This window comes from Serratia sp. GW822-FHT06D09, from assembly GCF_058799515.1.
Genome location: NZ_JBXALO010000002.1, coordinates 530609 through 546018, shown reverse-complemented (window position 1 = coordinate 546018; position 15410 = coordinate 530609). Strand labels below are relative to the sequence as shown.

Genomic DNA, 15410 nt, shown 5'->3' with positions numbered 1-15410 from the left:
GACTTGTTCAGCGTACACGTGTAAGCTAATCTGCGCCCTTCATTAAAATAAGGTTTACTGAGAACATGGTAGAAAAACGCGACTCCTATACGAAAGAAGACCTCGAAGCATCCGGCCGTGGCGAGCTGTTTGGCGCCGGCGGCCCGCCGTTGCCGGCAGGTAATATGTTGATGATGGACCGCGTGGTCAAGATGACCGAAGACGGTGGTACCCACAACAAAGGCTATGTGGAAGCGGAACTGGATATCAATCCTGACTTATGGTTCTTCGGTTGCCACTTTATCGGCGATCCAGTGATGCCAGGCTGCCTGGGTCTGGATGCCATGTGGCAGTTGGTAGGCTTCTACCTCGGCTGGCTGGGTGGCGAAGGCAAAGGTCGTGCGCTGGGCGTGGGTGAAGTTAAATTCACCGGCCAGGTATTGCCGACCGCGAAGAAAGTCACCTACCGCATCAACTTCAAACGCGTGATCATCCGTAAGCTAATTATGGGTGTGGCAGATGGTGAAGTTCTGGTCGACGGCCAGGTGATTTACACCGCCAGCGATCTTAAAGTGGGCCTGTTCAAGGACACTGCTGCGTTCTAATCGCAGTCACGGCGGCCCTTCCCGGTCGCCGTTTTATTTCCCCGCCGCTATTATGCCCTGTGCTTTAAACCTCAGGTTCATGGCGGCTAAATAGTAACTACAATTATTGTAGTTACCAGGAGGTATGCCATGCAGAAAACCCGTTTTGACAACATGCCATGCCCAGTAGCCCGCTCACTGGACCGCGTGGGAGAATGGTGGAGCATCCTGATACTTCGCGATGCGTTCCATGGCCTATCGCGGTTTGATGAATTCCAGCAAAGCCTGGGGCTTTCGCCCACCATATTGACCCGCCGCCTGAGATACCTGGTGGAAAGCGGTATCCTGCATAAGCAGCGATATCAAACCCGGCCAGTACGGTATGAGTATCTGCTCACCGAACGCGGCAAAGATTTCTTCCCAGTGCTCGCGGCCCTGTTCCATTGGGGAAATACCCATCTGGCCGATGACGGCATTAGCGCGGAACTGGTCGACCGCCGTACCGGGCAGCCAATACGCGTAGAACTGATCGACAGCATTACCCGGCAGCCTATCGCGCTGCATAATATTACCTTAGCGCCAGGGCCGGCAGCGACCGACGGTATGCGCCAACGCGCGGCCCTGATGCAGCAGAACCTTTCTGCATTCCCCCCCCGAATCATCCAAGGAGTCACTATGAACAGTCGTCGTATAGTCATTACCGGCATGGGCGCCGTTTCGCCACTGGGATGCGGCGTAGAGGCTATCTGGCAGCGTCTGCTGAATGGCCAGTCCGGTATTCGTCCGCTCCCGGAAGAGATCGTTGCCGACCTGCAGGTTAAAATCGGCGGGCAGGTGCCTTCACTGGAGCAGGATGCCGAGGCAGGTTTTGACCCCGACAGCTCCGTACCGCCAAAAGACCAAAAGAAAATGGACCGCTTTATTCTGCTGGCGATGGCGGCGGCCGATGAGGCCATTCGTCAGGCAGGCTGGACAGCGGATACGGAAGATAAGCAGGAGCGCACCGCAACCGTGATTGCCTCCGGTATCGGTGGCTTTCCGGCGATTGCTCACGCGGTGCGTACCACCGACAGCCGGGGTGCCAAACGCCTTTCGCCATTTACCATTCCTTCGTTCCTGGTCAATCTGGCGGCCGGTCATGTGTCGATTAAACACCAGTTCAAGGGCCCGATCGGCGCCCCCGTTACCGCTTGTGCAGCAGGCGTACAGGCTATTGGTGACGCGGTACGCGTGATTCGTAACGATGAGGCCGATATCGCGCTGTGTGGCGGTACAGAAGCCGCAATCGACACCGTCAGCCTCGGGGGCTTTGCCGCAGCGCGCGCCATGTCCACAACGTCACCTGAAGAGGCAGAAAAAGCCTCCCGGCCATTCGACAGTGCCCGCAACGGTTTTGTCATGGGGGAAGGTGCCGGCATGTTGGTTATTGAAACGCTGGAACATGCGCTGGCGCGTGGTGCCACACCACTGGCAGAAATTGTCGGCTACGGTACCAGTGCCGATGCCTACCACATGACCTCCGGTGCTGAAGACGGTGACGGCGCCTATCGCGCAATGAAAATTGCGCTGAAACAGGCCGGTGTCACACCGGAGCAAATTCAGCACCTGAATGCCCACGCGACCTCAACACCCGTCGGTGATTTGGGTGAGATCAACGCCATTAAACACCTGTTCGGTACCGGGGGCAGCATAGCCATCACTTCGACTAAATCTGCTACGGGACATTTACTCGGGGCTGCAGGCGGGCTGGAAACCATATTTACGGCGCTGGCACTGCGCGATCAGATCGCACCAGCCACGCTGAATCTGGATAATCCAGACCCGGCGGCCGAGGGATTGCATTTGGTGGCCAATAAAGCGCAACCAATGACCATCAACTACGCGCTGTCGAACGGCTTTGGCTTTGGCGGCGTGAATGCGAGTATCTTGCTGAAACGCTGGCAGGAATAAGACGGTTTAAACAAAAACCTCCGCCCGGAGCGGAGGTTATTCCTTTTTTTTGACAGAGAGCCGCTTAAGCGGTCACAGCCCTGTCTTCCATGGCTTCTCGCCAACCTCCCAGCCATTGAGACCGGGCGTCCACAGATGATTGGTAGGGACAATATTCCCTAGAACGCCCTAAGATACCTGCCTGATAACCTCGTGAATGCGCCCTTTCCAGACGATCGCGTTTCTGTCTCTTCATGCCTCGTTTCCCTCATATTTGGTCTGGTGGAAAGAAAACAATGGCTGCTTTTTGTGCAGCCACGTATAAGCAATAGCGCTAAATGAAGGGAAGATCAATGCGCAAAATTCACGCCAATGTCATATTTGTGAGCTACACACGCAGAATTGGCTAAGTGGCTGATATGCCGGGAAAGAGGTTAACTGATTGAAATAAAATAAAAATCCCTCCCGACGAAAAGTTTTAATATTTTTCATCGGAAGGGATTAGACCTTTTTAGTCCAAATTATGACTAAAAACGACCGGCCTGCGAGGCGATGGACTGCGCCTCTTGCTGCCAGCCTTGCGCCAGGGTACGGACTAACGCATCGTAACCATCCTCGCCCTGTTTCAGCTCCAGGCTGAATGGCCGTTTGGTCAGCTTGCCTTGATGACTCAGCACCCATTCGCCACGAATAATCGCCTTGCCATCAAAACGACCATGGAAACCGCTGACCGTCACGTTCAACACATCCTGATCGCTGCTCATCGGCTGGGAGGAGACCACCCAGCCCGGCAATGCGCTGCTCAGGTTAGTGACCAGCGTTTGCTGCAGCTGCTGGTCGAGCGGGCTGGCCCACAGGTTATTCTGAGCAATAACGTACTGCACATCATTGGTTTGATAAACCACGCCGTTCTGCGCCAGATAATCCGCCACGGTGACGTGTTCCAACCACAGTTGGCGAGAAGTCTCACCGCCGCTCACCTGTGTCGGCGCACCCAGCGCCGGCAGTTGGTAGTAGGTTTTCTGTGGTGTGCTGTTACAGGCGCTGAGTACCAGCGCCAGGGCTACAGGAATCCATTTCATCATTTATTGGCCTTCTTCGGCTGAGGATCGTTACTGCCCGCGGCTTCAAATACCAGCGCGTTGCTCTTTTCGTTCAGAGTGCGCAGCACTGGCTGCAACTCACGCAGCACCTGATCGAGACGTTGCATATCGCCGACCATCTTGTTGTAGGCCGGTGAACCTGGCTGGAAGCCTTTCATGCTGCGATTCAGCTCCTGCAGCGTTTTTTGCATATCCTGCGGCAGTGCCTTCATCTCTTTGCTGGCGATGATGTCGTTCAACGATTTCATGGTCTGTTGCGTCGACTTCATGGTTTTCTGACTTTCCGCCAGGGTCTTGGTCGCTTCGTTGATCATCGGATTCAATGGCATCGCGTTGATCTTATCCAAGGTCTGCATCAGTTTCTGTTGGATCTGCGCCAAACCGCCGCTGGTGGTCGGCATCAACGGATAACCAAACAGCTCACGCGGCCCTTTCCACGGTTTCTCCTGCGGATAGAAATCCAGATCGATATACAGTGAACCGGTTAACAGGTTGGCAGATTTGAGCGCAGCACGCATACCGCGAGATTCAGCATCTTTCAGATGGCCTTCAATATCGAAATTGCCGCCCAACTGTTTTTGGAAACGATCGGGTTCGATGCGGATCAGCACCGGGATCCGGTAGTCGTTATCCAGACGCTGCATCATACCTTCTTTATAGAATGGTACTTGCGCCACGGTCCCCAAACGGATACCGCGGAACTCAACTGGCGCACCCGGCTGCAGGCCACGGATCGAGTCGGAGAAGAACATCAGGTAATCTTTGTGTACGGTGTACAACGAATCCTGGATGCTGCGTTGGTTATCGAACAGCTGATATTCGGTTTTCTCTTTTACCTGCTCACCGCGATCCCAACCGTCCGGCACGTCAAAGCTGACGCCACCGCTGAACAGCGTAGCCAGAGACCCCATTTCTACCCGCATCCCCTGCGCGGACATGTCGAAGGCCACGCCGCTGTCTTTCCAGAAGCGAACGTTGCTGGTCACCAGTTGGTCGTAAGGAGCGGAGACGAACAGCTGATAGCGCATGGCGCGCATTTTCGGATCAAAATAGCTGGTCTCTACCGAGCCAACGCGGTAGCCACGGAACAATACCGGATCGCCGGCATTCAACTGACCCGATTTCTCACTGTCCAGTATGATGCGCAAACCTTTGGCGTCCGGAGAAGCCAACGGTGGTGCATCCAGCAGTTGGTAATCGTTTTTCTCTTTACCTTTTTTGCCCGGCTGCAGCTCGATGTAAGCACCAGACAGCAACGTACCCAGACCGGAAATGCCTTCACGGCCAATCTGCGGTTTCACCACCCAGAAGGCGGTATCCTCGCGCAGCAATTTCTCCATGCCGGAGTTTAACCGAGCCTGCACCACCACCTTGCTCAGGTCATCGCTCAGGGTCACGGTTTCCACTACACCGACGTCAACGCTACGGCTGGTGATTTTGGTTTTACCCGCCTCCAAACCTTCAGCGGTTGTGGTGACCAGCGTCACCTGAGGCCCCTGGTGGCTGAAATGGTAAAACAGGATCCAGGCGCCGATCAGCGCAGTGACGATGGGGATAATCCACACCGGCGACCAGCGCTTGATCTTTTCAACGTCCGCGACGCTATGATTATTTTCCGTCACCTTGCGGCTCCTTTTTTATTGTTTCATTTACGCGATCCCAGGTCAGCCGGGGGTCAAACGTCATGGCAGCAAACATAGTGAGGATCACCACCATGGCGAACAGCAGTGCGCCAGTAGCAGGATAAATACTCATCAATTGTCCCATCCGTACCAATGCCGAAAGCACGGCAATCACAAACACGTCGATCATTGACCAGCGGCCAACGAATTCAACCACTTCATAAATCAAGTGCATCCGTTCGCTGTCAGCCCGGGGTTTATGCCTGCCGTTAGCATCCCAGCACAACCAACCAATCGCCAACATTTTCAACGACGGCACCATGATGCTGGCGATGAAGATCACCATCGCCACCGGATAAGATCCCTCGCCCCACAGCAGGATCACCCCGGCCATGATGGTAGAGGTGATTTTGTTACCCAGGGCTTCGGTAACCATAATAGGCAGCAGATTAGCCGGAATATACAGCATGATAGAGGTGAAAAGCAGTGCCAATGTCCATTGCAAACTGTGGCGGCGACGGACATAACCTTTTGTGTGGCAGCGTGGGCAACGGGTCATCTCGGCCGGCAGAATCGCCGTACAGCATTGGCAAGAGCGCAGGCCCTGGCGCAACCCGATGTGCCCAACCTGCATTGGACGATCGAGCCGCGGTGCAGGTTCAATGTCATTCCATAACCAGCGGCGATCGACACATTGGAAGGCGCGCACCTGCAGCAGACAGAACAGGCAATAAGGCACAAAGCTGCTGCCGATACCGATATCGCCATAGGCCATCAGCTTGACGAAGCTGACCAACACCCCTGCGAGGAAAATCTCCACCATGCACCAGGTTTTAAACTGGAACAGCATCTTGGCCATCCACTCTTTCAGGCCAAGGGGGATACGCACTCGGGCACACAGCACAATGATCGCCACCATGCAGAATGCAGGGATCAACTGTACGAACACCATAAACAACGTGGCCATGCTGGCGTAGTCTTCCGCCACCATCACCTGCGGGATCTGGATCAGTTTGATTTCGTTACCGAGGCCGGCAACGCGCATATTGATAAACGGGAAAATATTCGCCAGCAGCAGCATGAACAATGCGCTGAGTGCATAGCCGATTGGCCGCTTGCGCGGTTCCTGCCAGCGGGAGCTGAGGGTCGTTTTACAACGCGGGCATACCGCTTTTGAACCATATGCCAGCGGCGGCAAGGCCACCAACATGTCGCATTGTGGACACAGCATCAGATTGTCCTGTTGCTGTGTTGCGTGACTGTGCTGCTCGTGATTCTCGTGGGAACACACCATAATCCTCCTTAACAACGTTGCTCACCGTTACGGCAATACCGTCCGCAGCAGCGCGCGGACGGTATTCTCAACGGTTAGCCGTTTTTCATCGCTTCCAACTCTTCCCAACGGGCGAAGGCTTCTTCCAACGCTCCTTCGGCGGCGGCCAGCGCCGTCAACACCTGTTGTGTTTCGCTGTGGGGGCGCGTGAAGAAATCAGCATCGCTCATTTGCGCCTGCAGTGCTTCAATTTCCGCTTCCAGCTGTTCAAGGCGTTGCGGCAACTGTTCCAGTTCGCGTAACAAGTTATAGCTCAGTTTAGCCGCCGGTTTCTTGGGCTGTTCAGCCTTTTTCTCCGCCGCCGGTTTATTCTGTTCAGCCGCGACCTGGCGAATAGGTTTTGCCGTTGCGCGCTGGTGGTGCGCATCGTAATAACCGCCGACAAAGGTGCTGATCTCGCCGTTGCCTTCAAAGATCCAGCACTCGGTCACGGAGTTGTCGACGAATTGACGATCGTGGCTCACCAGCAGCACGGTGCCCTGATAGCCATCGATCAACTCTTCCAGCAGCTCCAGCGTTTCGACGTCAAGATCGTTGGTTGGTTCATCGAGAATCAATAAGTTGCTTGGCTTCAGGAACAGCTTGGCCAGCAACAGACGGTTACGCTCGCCGCCTGACAATGCTTTCACCGGCGTCATGGCGCGTTTCGGATGGAACAGGAAGTCCTGCAGATAGCCCAGTACGTGACGGGAACGGCCATTGACCATCACTTCCTGCTTGCCTTCTGCCAGGTTGTCCATCACCGTACGTTCCGGATCCAGTTCGGCGCGGTGCTGGTCGAAGTAGGCCACTTCAAGCTTGGTGCCGCAATGTACGCGACCGCTGTCGGCCTTCAACTGGCCAAGCATCAGCTTCAGCAAGGTCGTCTTGCCGCAGCCGTTCGGACCGACCAGGGCAATCTTGTCGCCGCGCTGCACCTGAGCGGAGAAATTGCGCACCAGCACTTTGCCGCCGACCTGATAGTTTACGTCTTCCATCTCGAACACAATCTTGCCGGAGCGTACCGCTTCTTCAACCTGCATTTTGGCGGTGCCCATCACTTCACGACGTTCTGAACGCTCGTTACGTAACGCCTTCAGCGCACGTACGCGGCCTTCGTTACGGGTACGACGCGCCTTGATGCCCTGACGGATCCACACTTCTTCCTGCGCCAGCTTGCGGTCGAATTCGGCGTTTTGCAGCTCTTCTACGCGCAGCGCTTCTTCTTTGCTCAGCAGATACAGATCATAATTGCCCGGCCAGGACACCAGCTTGCCACGGTCGAGATCGACAATGCGCGTCGCCATGTTGCGGATAAAGGAACGGTCGTGGGAAATGAACACGATGCTGCCCTGGAACTCTTTCAGGAAGCCTTCCAGCCAGTCGATGGTGGTAATGTCCAGGTGGTTGGTCGGTTCGTCCAGCAGCAATACGCGTGGAGAGCTGACCAGCGCACGCCCCAGCGCCGCTTTACGCAGCCAACCGCCGGACAGCGAGGAAAGCTCCGCGTCCCCGTTCAGGCCCAGCTGCAGCAGCACTTCGCTGATGCGGCTGTCGAGTTGCCAAAGCCCCTGGTGATCGAGGATCTCCATAATCTGCGCCATACGCGTCAGGTTTTTTTCGCTCGGATCGGTTTCCACCAGGTGCGAAATCGCGTGATAGGCCTTCAGGTGTTCCGCCTGCTCGGCCACGCCTTCGGCCACGAAATCGAATACTGTCCCGCCGATATTGCGCGGGGGATCCTGTTGCAGACGCGCAACGATCAGATCTTGCTCGTAAATCACCCGGCCATCGTCCAGCGGAATTTCTTTACCGAGAATCTTCAACAGCGTGGATTTACCTGCGCCGTTGCGCCCAACCAGACAAACGCGTTCGTTGTCTTCAATATGAATTTCGGTGTTATCTAAAAGCGGCGCATCGCTGAAGGACAGCCAGGCACCGGACATGCTGATTAACGACATAGTAATTATTTTCCTTCGCCGGCGTGGGTAACCAGCCAGCAGTTATGAATTTGACGGTTACGGGCAAAGTCCTGCGACTGCGTCTGGGCGGTAATTTCTTTCGCCTCCAGACCCAGGGCGCTCAGGCCGGCCATATCCATCTGGAAACCGCGCTTGTTGTTCGAGAACATGATGGTCCCGTTACGACGCAGCAACCGTTTCAAATCTTGCATCAGCACCAGGTGATCACGCTGAACGTCAAAAGTGTTCTCCATCCGCTTGGAGTTGGAGAAGGTCGGCGGATCGATAAAGATCACATCGAATTGTTCGTCGGCATTTTGCAGCCATGACAGGCAATCCGCATGGATCAATCTGTGCTGTTTGCCGGTCAGGCCGTTAACGCGCAGGTTTTTCTCTGCCCATTCGAGATAGGTACGCGACATATCCACCGTGGTGGTACTGCGCGCGCCACCCAACCCGGCGTGTACGCTGGCAGTGCCGGTATAGGCGAACAGGTTGAGGAAGTCTTTGCCCTTGCTCATCTCACCCAGCATGCGGCGAGCAATGCGGTGGTCGAGGAACAGGCCGGTATCGAGATAGTCAGTCAGGTTAACCCACAGCTTGGCGTTAAACTCTTCCACCAGCAGGAACTCGCCCTTCTGTGCCAGTTTTTCATACTGGTTTTTGCCTTTCTGGCGCTCACGGGTTTTCAGGATCAGCTGATTGGACGGCAATTCCAGCACCGCCAGCGTGGCATTGATCACATCGAACAGACGTTGACGCGCTTTCTGCGCATCGATGGTTTTCGGCGGCGCATACTCTTGTACCACCACCTTGCTGCCGTAGCGGTCTACCGCCACGTTGTATTCCGGCAGGTCAGCATCATACAGGCGATAGCATTCAATGCCCTGCTGTTTGGCCCACTTGTCGAGCTTCTTCAGGTTCTTGCGCAGGCGGTTGGCAAAATCTTCCGCTACCTGAATACCGCCGGAGCCCTGTGGGTTCTCCGCCAGTTGGTAATTTTTCTGCACGCAGTCCAGCGGACCATTTTTGGCCTTGAACTGGCGTTCGGCACGCAGCTGCAGGCAGCTCAGCAGTTCCGGCGATGCGCTGAACAATGACAACTGCCAACCGCCGAATGCGCTCTTCATGATGCGGCCCAGCATATTATGCAAGGCGATCAGCGCCGGTTCACTTTCCAGACGCTCGCCGTACGGCGGGTTGCACACTACGGTGCCCGTCGGGCCTTCCGGCAGTGGATTGGTCAGTTTGGCGACGTCGTTGACGTTAAAGGTAATCAGTTCGGCAACGCCTGCACGACGGGCATTGCCGCGCGCCATTTCAATCACCCGACGATCGATATCAGAACCGAAGAAGCGTGAGGTGGTTTCTTGCAAGCCACGGCGTGCACGCACCTGCGCTTCGGTGATCACTTCGCGCCACAGATCGACGTTATGGCCATTCCAGGCGGTAAAGCCCCAATGTTGACGGTGCAGACCCGGAGCGCGATCGGAAGCTATCATCGCCGCCTCGATCAATAGCGTCCCCGAGCCACACATAGGATCGAGCATCGGAGTCCCCGGTTGCCAGCCGGAGCGTTGCACAATCGCCGCCGCCAGGCTCTCTTTCAGCGGTGCCTGGCCGGTCAGATCACGGTAGCCGCGTTGATGAAGGCCTTCACCGCTCAGATCGAGCGCTACGCTGGCCATATCGCGCTGCAGGAACACATTTACGCGAATATCCGGCTGCTGCTTCGCAACCGTCGGACGCTGGTCGAGTTTGCGAGTAAAGCTGTCGACGATGGCGTCCTTAACCTTCAGCGCACCATATTGGCTGTTGCGGATCTCTTCGTTCACGCCGCTGAAATGCACGGCGAAGGTTTTATCCACGCCGAAAATGTTGGTCCAGTCGATCGCCTGCACGCCCAGATACAGATCCAGATCGCTGTGCACGCGGAATTCATTCAGCGGCAGCAAAATACGTGAGGCCAGACGGCTCCACAGCAAGCTTTGGTACAGAAGACGATCGTCACCCTGAAAATGTACCCCACCCTGCACTACTTTACAGGCGTGAGCGCCCAGCGCTTCCAGTTCGCTTTTTAACAGTTCTTCCAGTCCACGCGCCGTGCTGGCAAACAGAGAGTTCATATCGTACTTATCACCAAAAAGAAAATTGTTGCGCATTATAGCTAATCCAGACCGCTTGTCATAAAGTTGCTCCCTTCTATTTAATAATCGCACGGGGATAAGGGTGATTACGCTTTCGAAAATTTACGTTCATCCGGTGAAATCGCTTCGTGGTTTGCAGCTTTCGCACGCGCAGGCTTCCAGCAGTGGATTGGCTTTCGACCGTACCTTTATGATCACCGAACCGGATGGCACCTTTATTACCGCGCGCCAATATCCGCAAATGGTGATGTTCACCCCGGCTCTGCTGCCCGATGGGCTATTCCTGACCGCGCCGGACGGAGAAAGCGCGGCCATCCGCTTCAGCGATTTCGCCCCTGAGGCGCAACCGACCGAAGTTTGGGGCAATCATTTCACCGCCCTGATTGCGCCGGCAGCGATTAACAGCTGGCTGAGCGGTTATTTCCAGCGTGAAGTGCAGCTGCGTTGGCTTGGCCCCGAGCTGACCCGCCGCGTGAAAAAACACCCGGAAATCCCCCTTTCTTTCGCCGACGGCTATCCTTATTTGCTGATCAACGAAGCCTCATTCAACGATTTGCAGCAGCGTTGCCCCGGCAGCATCAAGCTTGAGCAGTTCCGCCCCAATCTGGTGGTCACCGGCGCGAATGCCTGGGCCGAGGATGGTTGGCAGGTGATCCGCGTCGGTGACGTGATGTTTGATCTGGTCAAACCCTGTAGCCGCTGCGTGTTGACCACCGTCAGCACCGAACGTGGGCGCAAGCACCCAAGCGGCGAACCACTGAGCACTCTGCAGAAATTCCGCACGGCTGATAACGGCGATATCGATTTTGGCCAGAATATGGTGGCGCGCAGCAGCGGTATTATCCGCGTCGGCGATAGGGTAGAAGTGTTATCCACCAAGCCGCCACGCCCGTATGGCGCTGGAAAAGTGGTTGAGAGCGTGCAGGCACCGCAGGACAGTGAACATAGCGTCACTATCGAATACGCGGGAACGGTGTTTACCGGCAATAATCAGCAGATCTTACTGGAGCAGTTGGAACAGCAAGGGCTCCGCGTGCCTTATTCATGCCGTGCGGGAATTTGCGGAAGTTGTCGCATCACTTTGGTCAGTGGCGAAGTGGCGCCGCTGAAGAAAAGTGCGGTAGCCAACAATGGCACCATCCTTTGCTGCAGCTGTATTCCAAAAAGCGATTTGACGCTGGCGTAATCGCCGTTATACCGCCCTGTCGTAAGCCGGGGCGGAGGTTTCATCTTGCGCGCAGGGTTTAAGGCGATCGTGCATCACTTTGATGGCGTCACCCAGAACCATAGTGCGACCAGCGACGGAGAGTTGGTTTTGCGCCAGCAGGCACAGGCTGGCGTTATCACCGGCTTCCACCACCAGCAGACGCGCCTCAACGCCGCTCTCCATCACCTTCACCGCCGCTAATTCGCCATTTTTCGGCTGCAACGGGTAATGCTGCTGCGAGAAATGCCAGCTTTTCGGCATCAGCGGTTTCAGGAAGCGATAGGCCACCAGGGCATTTAATACCAGTTCGGCGCGTTGTTCATGGCTGAGCTTTATCTGTTTGCACTGCTCTTCATAATTAAAATAAAGCGCCGCGTCATCCACACAGAAAGAACACTCATCAAAGGCATCCGGGGTTAACATTTTGGCAGGAAAACGCGAGCGGAAGATCATCCCATTGGCTAAATCCAGCATTAGCCGATCGTGTTCGGCGTCAAAATACCAACGCCAATTATCGTCAGGTTTTATCTTCATGTCTTATCCTTCTCGCTGCCCATGCCACGCCGTATTTACCCTAAAAGGTGATTTTATCACCACTCAAGTCGCTTAAACATCGGATAATTCCGCGAACGATATTTATGCTAGTGGACAAAATATAGACGAGCCGGGGGAAGAAATAAACCCCCGGCTGAAAATGAAAGGAAAAATATTAGATGTAGTTAACGATATCTTTAATCAGGCGCGGACCTTTGAAGATAAATCCGGAATAAATTTGTACCAGCGAAGCACCGGCCGCCATTTTTTCCCGTGCGGCCATCAGGGAATCAATTCCGCCAACGCCGATAATCGGTAAACGCCCTTGCAGCTCTAGCGACAAACGACGGATCACTTCGGTGCTGCTCGCCTGCAACGGACGACCACTCAGGCCCCCCATTTGCTCGCAATAATTCAGCCCCTGGATCAATTTACGATCCAGCGTGGTATTGGTCGCGATCACACCATCAATATTATGGCGCACCAAACTGTCGGCTATTTGGATCAATTCTTCTTCTGAAAGATCCGGCGCGATCTTTACCGCCACCGGCACATATTTGTGATGGCGCGCATGCAATTCCTGCTGCTTATTTTTAATGGCGGCCAAAAGATCGTCTAACGCTTCGCCGTACTGTAAGGATCGTAACCCCGGCGTATTGGGTGACGAAATGTTAATCGCGATATAACCGGCATACGGATAAACTTTATCCATACAGATCAGATAATCGTCTTTTCCTTGCTCGACCGGGGTATCTTTATTCTTACCGATATTAATCCCCAGAATACCGCCGAAATGGGATTTCTTAACGTTTTCAACCAGATTATCCACGCCCTGGTTATTAAAGCCCATTCGGTTGATCAGGCCTTCCGCTTCCACGATGCGGAACAGACGCGGTTTATCATTGCCCGACTGCGGGCGTGGCGTCACGGTGCCAACTTCGACAAAGCCAAAGCCCATGGCACCAAATGCGTCGATGCACTCGCCGTCTTTATCCAGGCCAGCGGCCAAACCCAAAGGATTTTTAAAAGAGAGCCCCATGCAGCTTACTGGCTTGGTCGGCACAGACTGGCGAATAACAAATTCTAACGGGGTGCCGGTGACGCGGCGGAGCTGATGAAAAGTCAATTCATGCGCACGCTCGGGATCGAGCTGGAACAACGCTTTTCTGATGAGGGGGTAGTACATGTACTCTCCTGATTTCCCGGTTGCAAACCGGGGGCGTATTATCCGGTATCCCTTGGCCAATTGGAATTGATTAAAAGCAAAAAAAGCGTTTTTAACGCAATCGTTTCCCCTGACGGGGAGCCAATGCCCCGCCAATCCGCATTTACGCATATCAAAATCAAAAAATGAGATTTAAGTAACCCGCCCCTTTGCTGATAGGTTTAAAACACTTCTCGACGATTTTTTAATTAAACCTAACTTTTAGTTATAAGGAGTGGTAATGCGCGTTATATCACTGTCCGGCAGCCCTCGCATCCCATCACGTTCAGCGGCCCTGCTTTCCTTGAGTAAAAATTGGTTGCAGCAGCAAGGCGTAGAAGTGATCTCCTACACCCTGCACGACTTTGACGCAGAAGACTTGCTGTACGCCAATTTCAATAGCCCGGCGATAAAAGCCTTTACCGAGCAACTGGCTTTGGCCGACGGCCTGTTGGTCTCTACGCCGGTGTATAAGGCCTCGTTTTCCGGTGCGCTGAAAACCCTGCTGGATCTGCTGCCTGAGCGAGCGCTTGACCATAAGGTGGTGTTACCCCTGGCTACCGGCGGTTCTATTGGTCATATGTTGGCAGTGGACTATGCCCTTAAGCCGGTGTTGGCGGCATTGAAAGCTCAGGAAGTGCTGCATGGGGTGTTCGCCGACGATAGCCAAGTGGCGTTGAGCGGTGAAGATATCACGCTGTCCGACGGGCTGGCATCGCGGTTGGAAGAAGCCCTGGAAAGCTTCTACCTGGCACTCGGTCGCCGTAAACCGCCCCAGGTAAAACTCTCCCCGTCTCTGTTTGCACGTCAAACCGCCTGACAGCACGCTCTATATAAGGAAAGAGAATGACGCGACTTTCATCACTTGGCCGTTGGCTTGGCACTGGCGCTTTGGCCGGCATCATCTCACTGGCGTGGATCAATTCCGCCAGCGCACAGGATCCGGCGCAGTTTCGTATCGGTTATCAAAAAGGATCGGTCAGTCTGGTACTGGCAAAATCACACCGCCTGCTGGAACAGCGTTTCCCCACTACCAAAATCAGTTGGATCGAATTCCCTGCAGGCCCGCAGATGCTTGAGGCGTTGAACGTCGGCAGTATCGATCTGGGCAGCACCGGCGATATTCCGCCGATCTTTGCCCAGGCCGCCGGGGCGGATCTGCTGTATGTCGGCGTAGAGCCACCTAAACCCAAGGCGGAAGTGATCCTGGTGCCGGAAAATAGCCCGATCAAAACCGTCGCTGATTTGAAAGGCCACAAAGTCGCCTTCCAGAAAGGCTCCAGTTCCCACAACCTGCTGCTGCGTTCGCTGCAAAAAGCCGGACTGAAATTCACCGATATCCAACCGGTATACCTGACGCCGGCAGATGCCCGCGCCGCATTCCAGCAGGGCAACGTCGATGCCTGGACCATCTGGGACCCGTACTATTCCGCAGCCTTGTTGCAGGGCGGCGTGCGGGTGCTGGGTGACGGCACCGATTTGAATCAAACCGGCTCCTTCTATCTGGCGGTGCGCACTTATACCGAAGCTAACGGGCCGTTTATTCAACAGGTGCTCGATGAGTTGACCAAAGCGGATGCGCTGACCCAAAGCGATCGGGCGCAAAGCGTCACGCTGCTGGCGAACGCCATGGGGCTGCCGGAAAAAGTGATCTCGTCTTATTTGGATCACCGCCCACCGACCGCCATCAAACCGCTGGACGCACGCACCATTGCCGCCCAGCAGCAAACCGCCGATCTGTTTTACGCCAACCGTCTGGTGCCCGTGAAGGTCGACATCTCACAACGCATCTGGCGCCCGAGCGCACAATAATTTTGGAGAATAGACG

General features: G+C 54.9%; 13 protein-coding genes and 1 pseudogene. 6 read left to right on the top strand and 8 right to left on the bottom strand.

What is annotated here, in order from left to right:
- Positions 1 to 65 precede the first annotated feature (65 nt).
- The 3 genes and pseudogenes from fabA to fabF all read left to right on the top strand — a co-directional run bounded on the left by fabA (position 66) and on the right by fabF (position 2513).
- Positions 66 to 584, top strand: a complete 519-nt coding sequence (gene fabA / locus AC1RKG_RS06260) for a bifunctional 3-hydroxydecanoyl-ACP dehydratase/trans-2-decenoyl-ACP isomerase (RefSeq protein WP_012006178.1) — start codon at positions 66 to 68, stop codon at positions 582 to 584.
- Between the two features lie 129 nt (positions 585 to 713).
- Positions 714 to 1016, top strand: a pseudogene (locus AC1RKG_RS06255) (winged helix-turn-helix transcriptional regulator); the annotation flags it as partial.
- Between the two features lie 222 nt (positions 1017 to 1238).
- On the top strand, positions 1239 to 2513 hold the full coding sequence (fabF, locus tag AC1RKG_RS06250; protein WP_493182573.1) for a beta-ketoacyl-ACP synthase II: 1275 nt from the start codon (positions 1239 to 1241) through the stop codon (positions 2511 to 2513).
- 64 nt (positions 2514 to 2577) lie between these two features.
- Here fabF and rmf read toward each other — a convergent pair whose 3' ends face one another.
- The 6 genes from rmf to rlmKL form a co-directional block, all read right to left on the bottom strand.
- Positions 2578 to 2748: a ribosome modulation factor gene (gene rmf, locus AC1RKG_RS06245; RefSeq protein ID WP_071827009.1), complete on the bottom strand. Its 171-nt coding sequence runs from the start codon at positions 2746 to 2748 to the stop codon at positions 2578 to 2580.
- A 271-nt stretch (positions 2749 to 3019) separates the two neighbouring features.
- Positions 3020 to 3577 (bottom strand): membrane integrity-associated transporter subunit PqiC, encoded by a 558-nt coding sequence (gene pqiC, locus AC1RKG_RS06240; RefSeq protein ID WP_493182371.1) that lies wholly within the window; start codon positions 3575 to 3577, stop codon positions 3020 to 3022.
- The gene (gene pqiB / locus AC1RKG_RS06235) at positions 3574 to 5217 is read right to left on the bottom strand and encodes an intermembrane transport protein PqiB (RefSeq protein ID WP_020826166.1); all 1644 of its coding nucleotides are present in this window, start codon (positions 5215 to 5217) and stop codon (positions 3574 to 3576) included. The genes pqiC and pqiB overlap by 4 nt, the downstream gene beginning before the upstream one ends.
- On the bottom strand, positions 5204 to 6511 hold the full coding sequence (pqiA, locus tag AC1RKG_RS06230; RefSeq protein WP_493182369.1) for a membrane integrity-associated transporter subunit PqiA: 1308 nt from the start codon (positions 6509 to 6511) through the stop codon (positions 5204 to 5206). Before pqiA ends, pqiB begins: the two co-directional genes overlap by 14 nt.
- A 74-nt stretch (positions 6512 to 6585) precedes the next feature.
- On the bottom strand, positions 6586 to 8490 hold the full coding sequence (locus AC1RKG_RS06225; RefSeq protein ID WP_046373980.1) for an ABC transporter ATP-binding protein: 1905 nt from the start codon (positions 8488 to 8490) through the stop codon (positions 6586 to 6588).
- 5 nt (positions 8491 to 8495) lie between these two features.
- Positions 8496 to 10616 (bottom strand): bifunctional 23S rRNA (guanine(2069)-N(7))-methyltransferase RlmK/23S rRNA (guanine(2445)-N(2))-methyltransferase RlmL, encoded by a 2121-nt coding sequence (gene rlmKL / locus AC1RKG_RS06220; RefSeq protein WP_104410963.1) that lies wholly within the window; start codon positions 10614 to 10616, stop codon positions 8496 to 8498.
- 103 nt (positions 10617 to 10719) lie between these two features.
- Here rlmKL and AC1RKG_RS06215 point away from each other — a divergent pair, with 103 nt between their 5' ends.
- On the top strand, positions 10720 to 11823 hold the full coding sequence (locus tag AC1RKG_RS06215; RefSeq protein ID WP_020826162.1) for a YcbX family protein: 1104 nt from the start codon (positions 10720 to 10722) through the stop codon (positions 11821 to 11823).
- Between the two features lie 6 nt (positions 11824 to 11829).
- On the opposite strand, the gene AC1RKG_RS06210 is transcribed toward AC1RKG_RS06215, so the two are convergent.
- Both AC1RKG_RS06210 and pyrD read right to left on the bottom strand, forming a co-directional pair.
- The gene (locus AC1RKG_RS06210; protein ID WP_020826161.1) at positions 11830 to 12378 is read right to left on the bottom strand and encodes a cell division protein ZapC; all 549 of its coding nucleotides are present in this window, start codon (positions 12376 to 12378) and stop codon (positions 11830 to 11832) included.
- Between the two features lie 175 nt (positions 12379 to 12553).
- Positions 12554 to 13564 carry a quinone-dependent dihydroorotate dehydrogenase gene (gene pyrD / locus AC1RKG_RS06205; RefSeq protein WP_020826160.1) on the bottom strand — a complete coding sequence of 337 codons (1011 nt, stop codon included), beginning with the start codon at positions 13562 to 13564 and terminating at the stop codon, positions 12554 to 12556.
- 259 nt (positions 13565 to 13823) lie between these two features.
- Between pyrD and ssuE the strand changes: the two genes are divergently transcribed.
- The gene (gene ssuE, locus AC1RKG_RS06200; RefSeq protein WP_261135164.1) at positions 13824 to 14402 is read left to right on the top strand and encodes an NADPH-dependent FMN reductase; all 579 of its coding nucleotides are present in this window, start codon (positions 13824 to 13826) and stop codon (positions 14400 to 14402) included.
- A gap of 26 nt (positions 14403 to 14428) precedes the next feature.
- A complete protein-coding gene (locus AC1RKG_RS06195; RefSeq protein WP_020826158.1) occupies positions 14429 to 15394 on the top strand; it encodes a sulfonate ABC transporter substrate-binding protein in 966 nt (321 codons plus the stop codon).
- Positions 15395 to 15410: the final 16 nt, after the last annotated feature.

Bases quoted from the DNA above. Each gene is read 5' to 3' on its own strand.
- ssuE (WP_261135164.1), top strand. From the start codon at position 13,824: ATGCGCGTTATATCACTGTCCGGCAGCCCTCGCATCCCATCACGTTCA.
- fabF (WP_493182573.1), top strand. From the start codon at position 1,239: ATGAACAGTCGTCGTATAGTCATTACCGGCATGGGCGCCGTTTCGCCA.
- rlmKL (WP_104410963.1), bottom strand. From the start codon at position 10,616: ATGAACTCTCTGTTTGCCAGCACGGCGCGTGGACTGGAAGAACTGTTA.
- AC1RKG_RS06195 (WP_020826158.1), top strand. From the start codon at position 14,429: ATGACGCGACTTTCATCACTTGGCCGTTGGCTTGGCACTGGCGCTTTG.
- AC1RKG_RS06210 (WP_020826161.1), bottom strand. From the start codon at position 12,378: ATGAAGATAAAACCTGACGATAATTGGCGTTGGTATTTTGACGCCGAA.
- fabA (WP_012006178.1), top strand. From the start codon at position 66: ATGGTAGAAAAACGCGACTCCTATACGAAAGAAGACCTCGAAGCATCC.
- AC1RKG_RS06225 (WP_046373980.1), bottom strand. From the start codon at position 8,490: ATGTCGTTAATCAGCATGTCCGGTGCCTGGCTGTCCTTCAGCGATGCG.
- pqiA (WP_493182369.1), bottom strand. From the start codon at position 6,511: ATGGTGTGTTCCCACGAGAATCACGAGCAGCACAGTCACGCAACACAG.
- pqiC (WP_493182371.1), bottom strand. From the start codon at position 3,577: ATGATGAAATGGATTCCTGTAGCCCTGGCGCTGGTACTCAGCGCCTGT.
- pyrD (WP_020826160.1), bottom strand. From the start codon at position 13,564: ATGTACTACCCCCTCATCAGAAAAGCGTTGTTCCAGCTCGATCCCGAG.
- rmf (WP_071827009.1), bottom strand. From the start codon at position 2,748: ATGAAGAGACAGAAACGCGATCGTCTGGAAAGGGCGCATTCACGAGGT.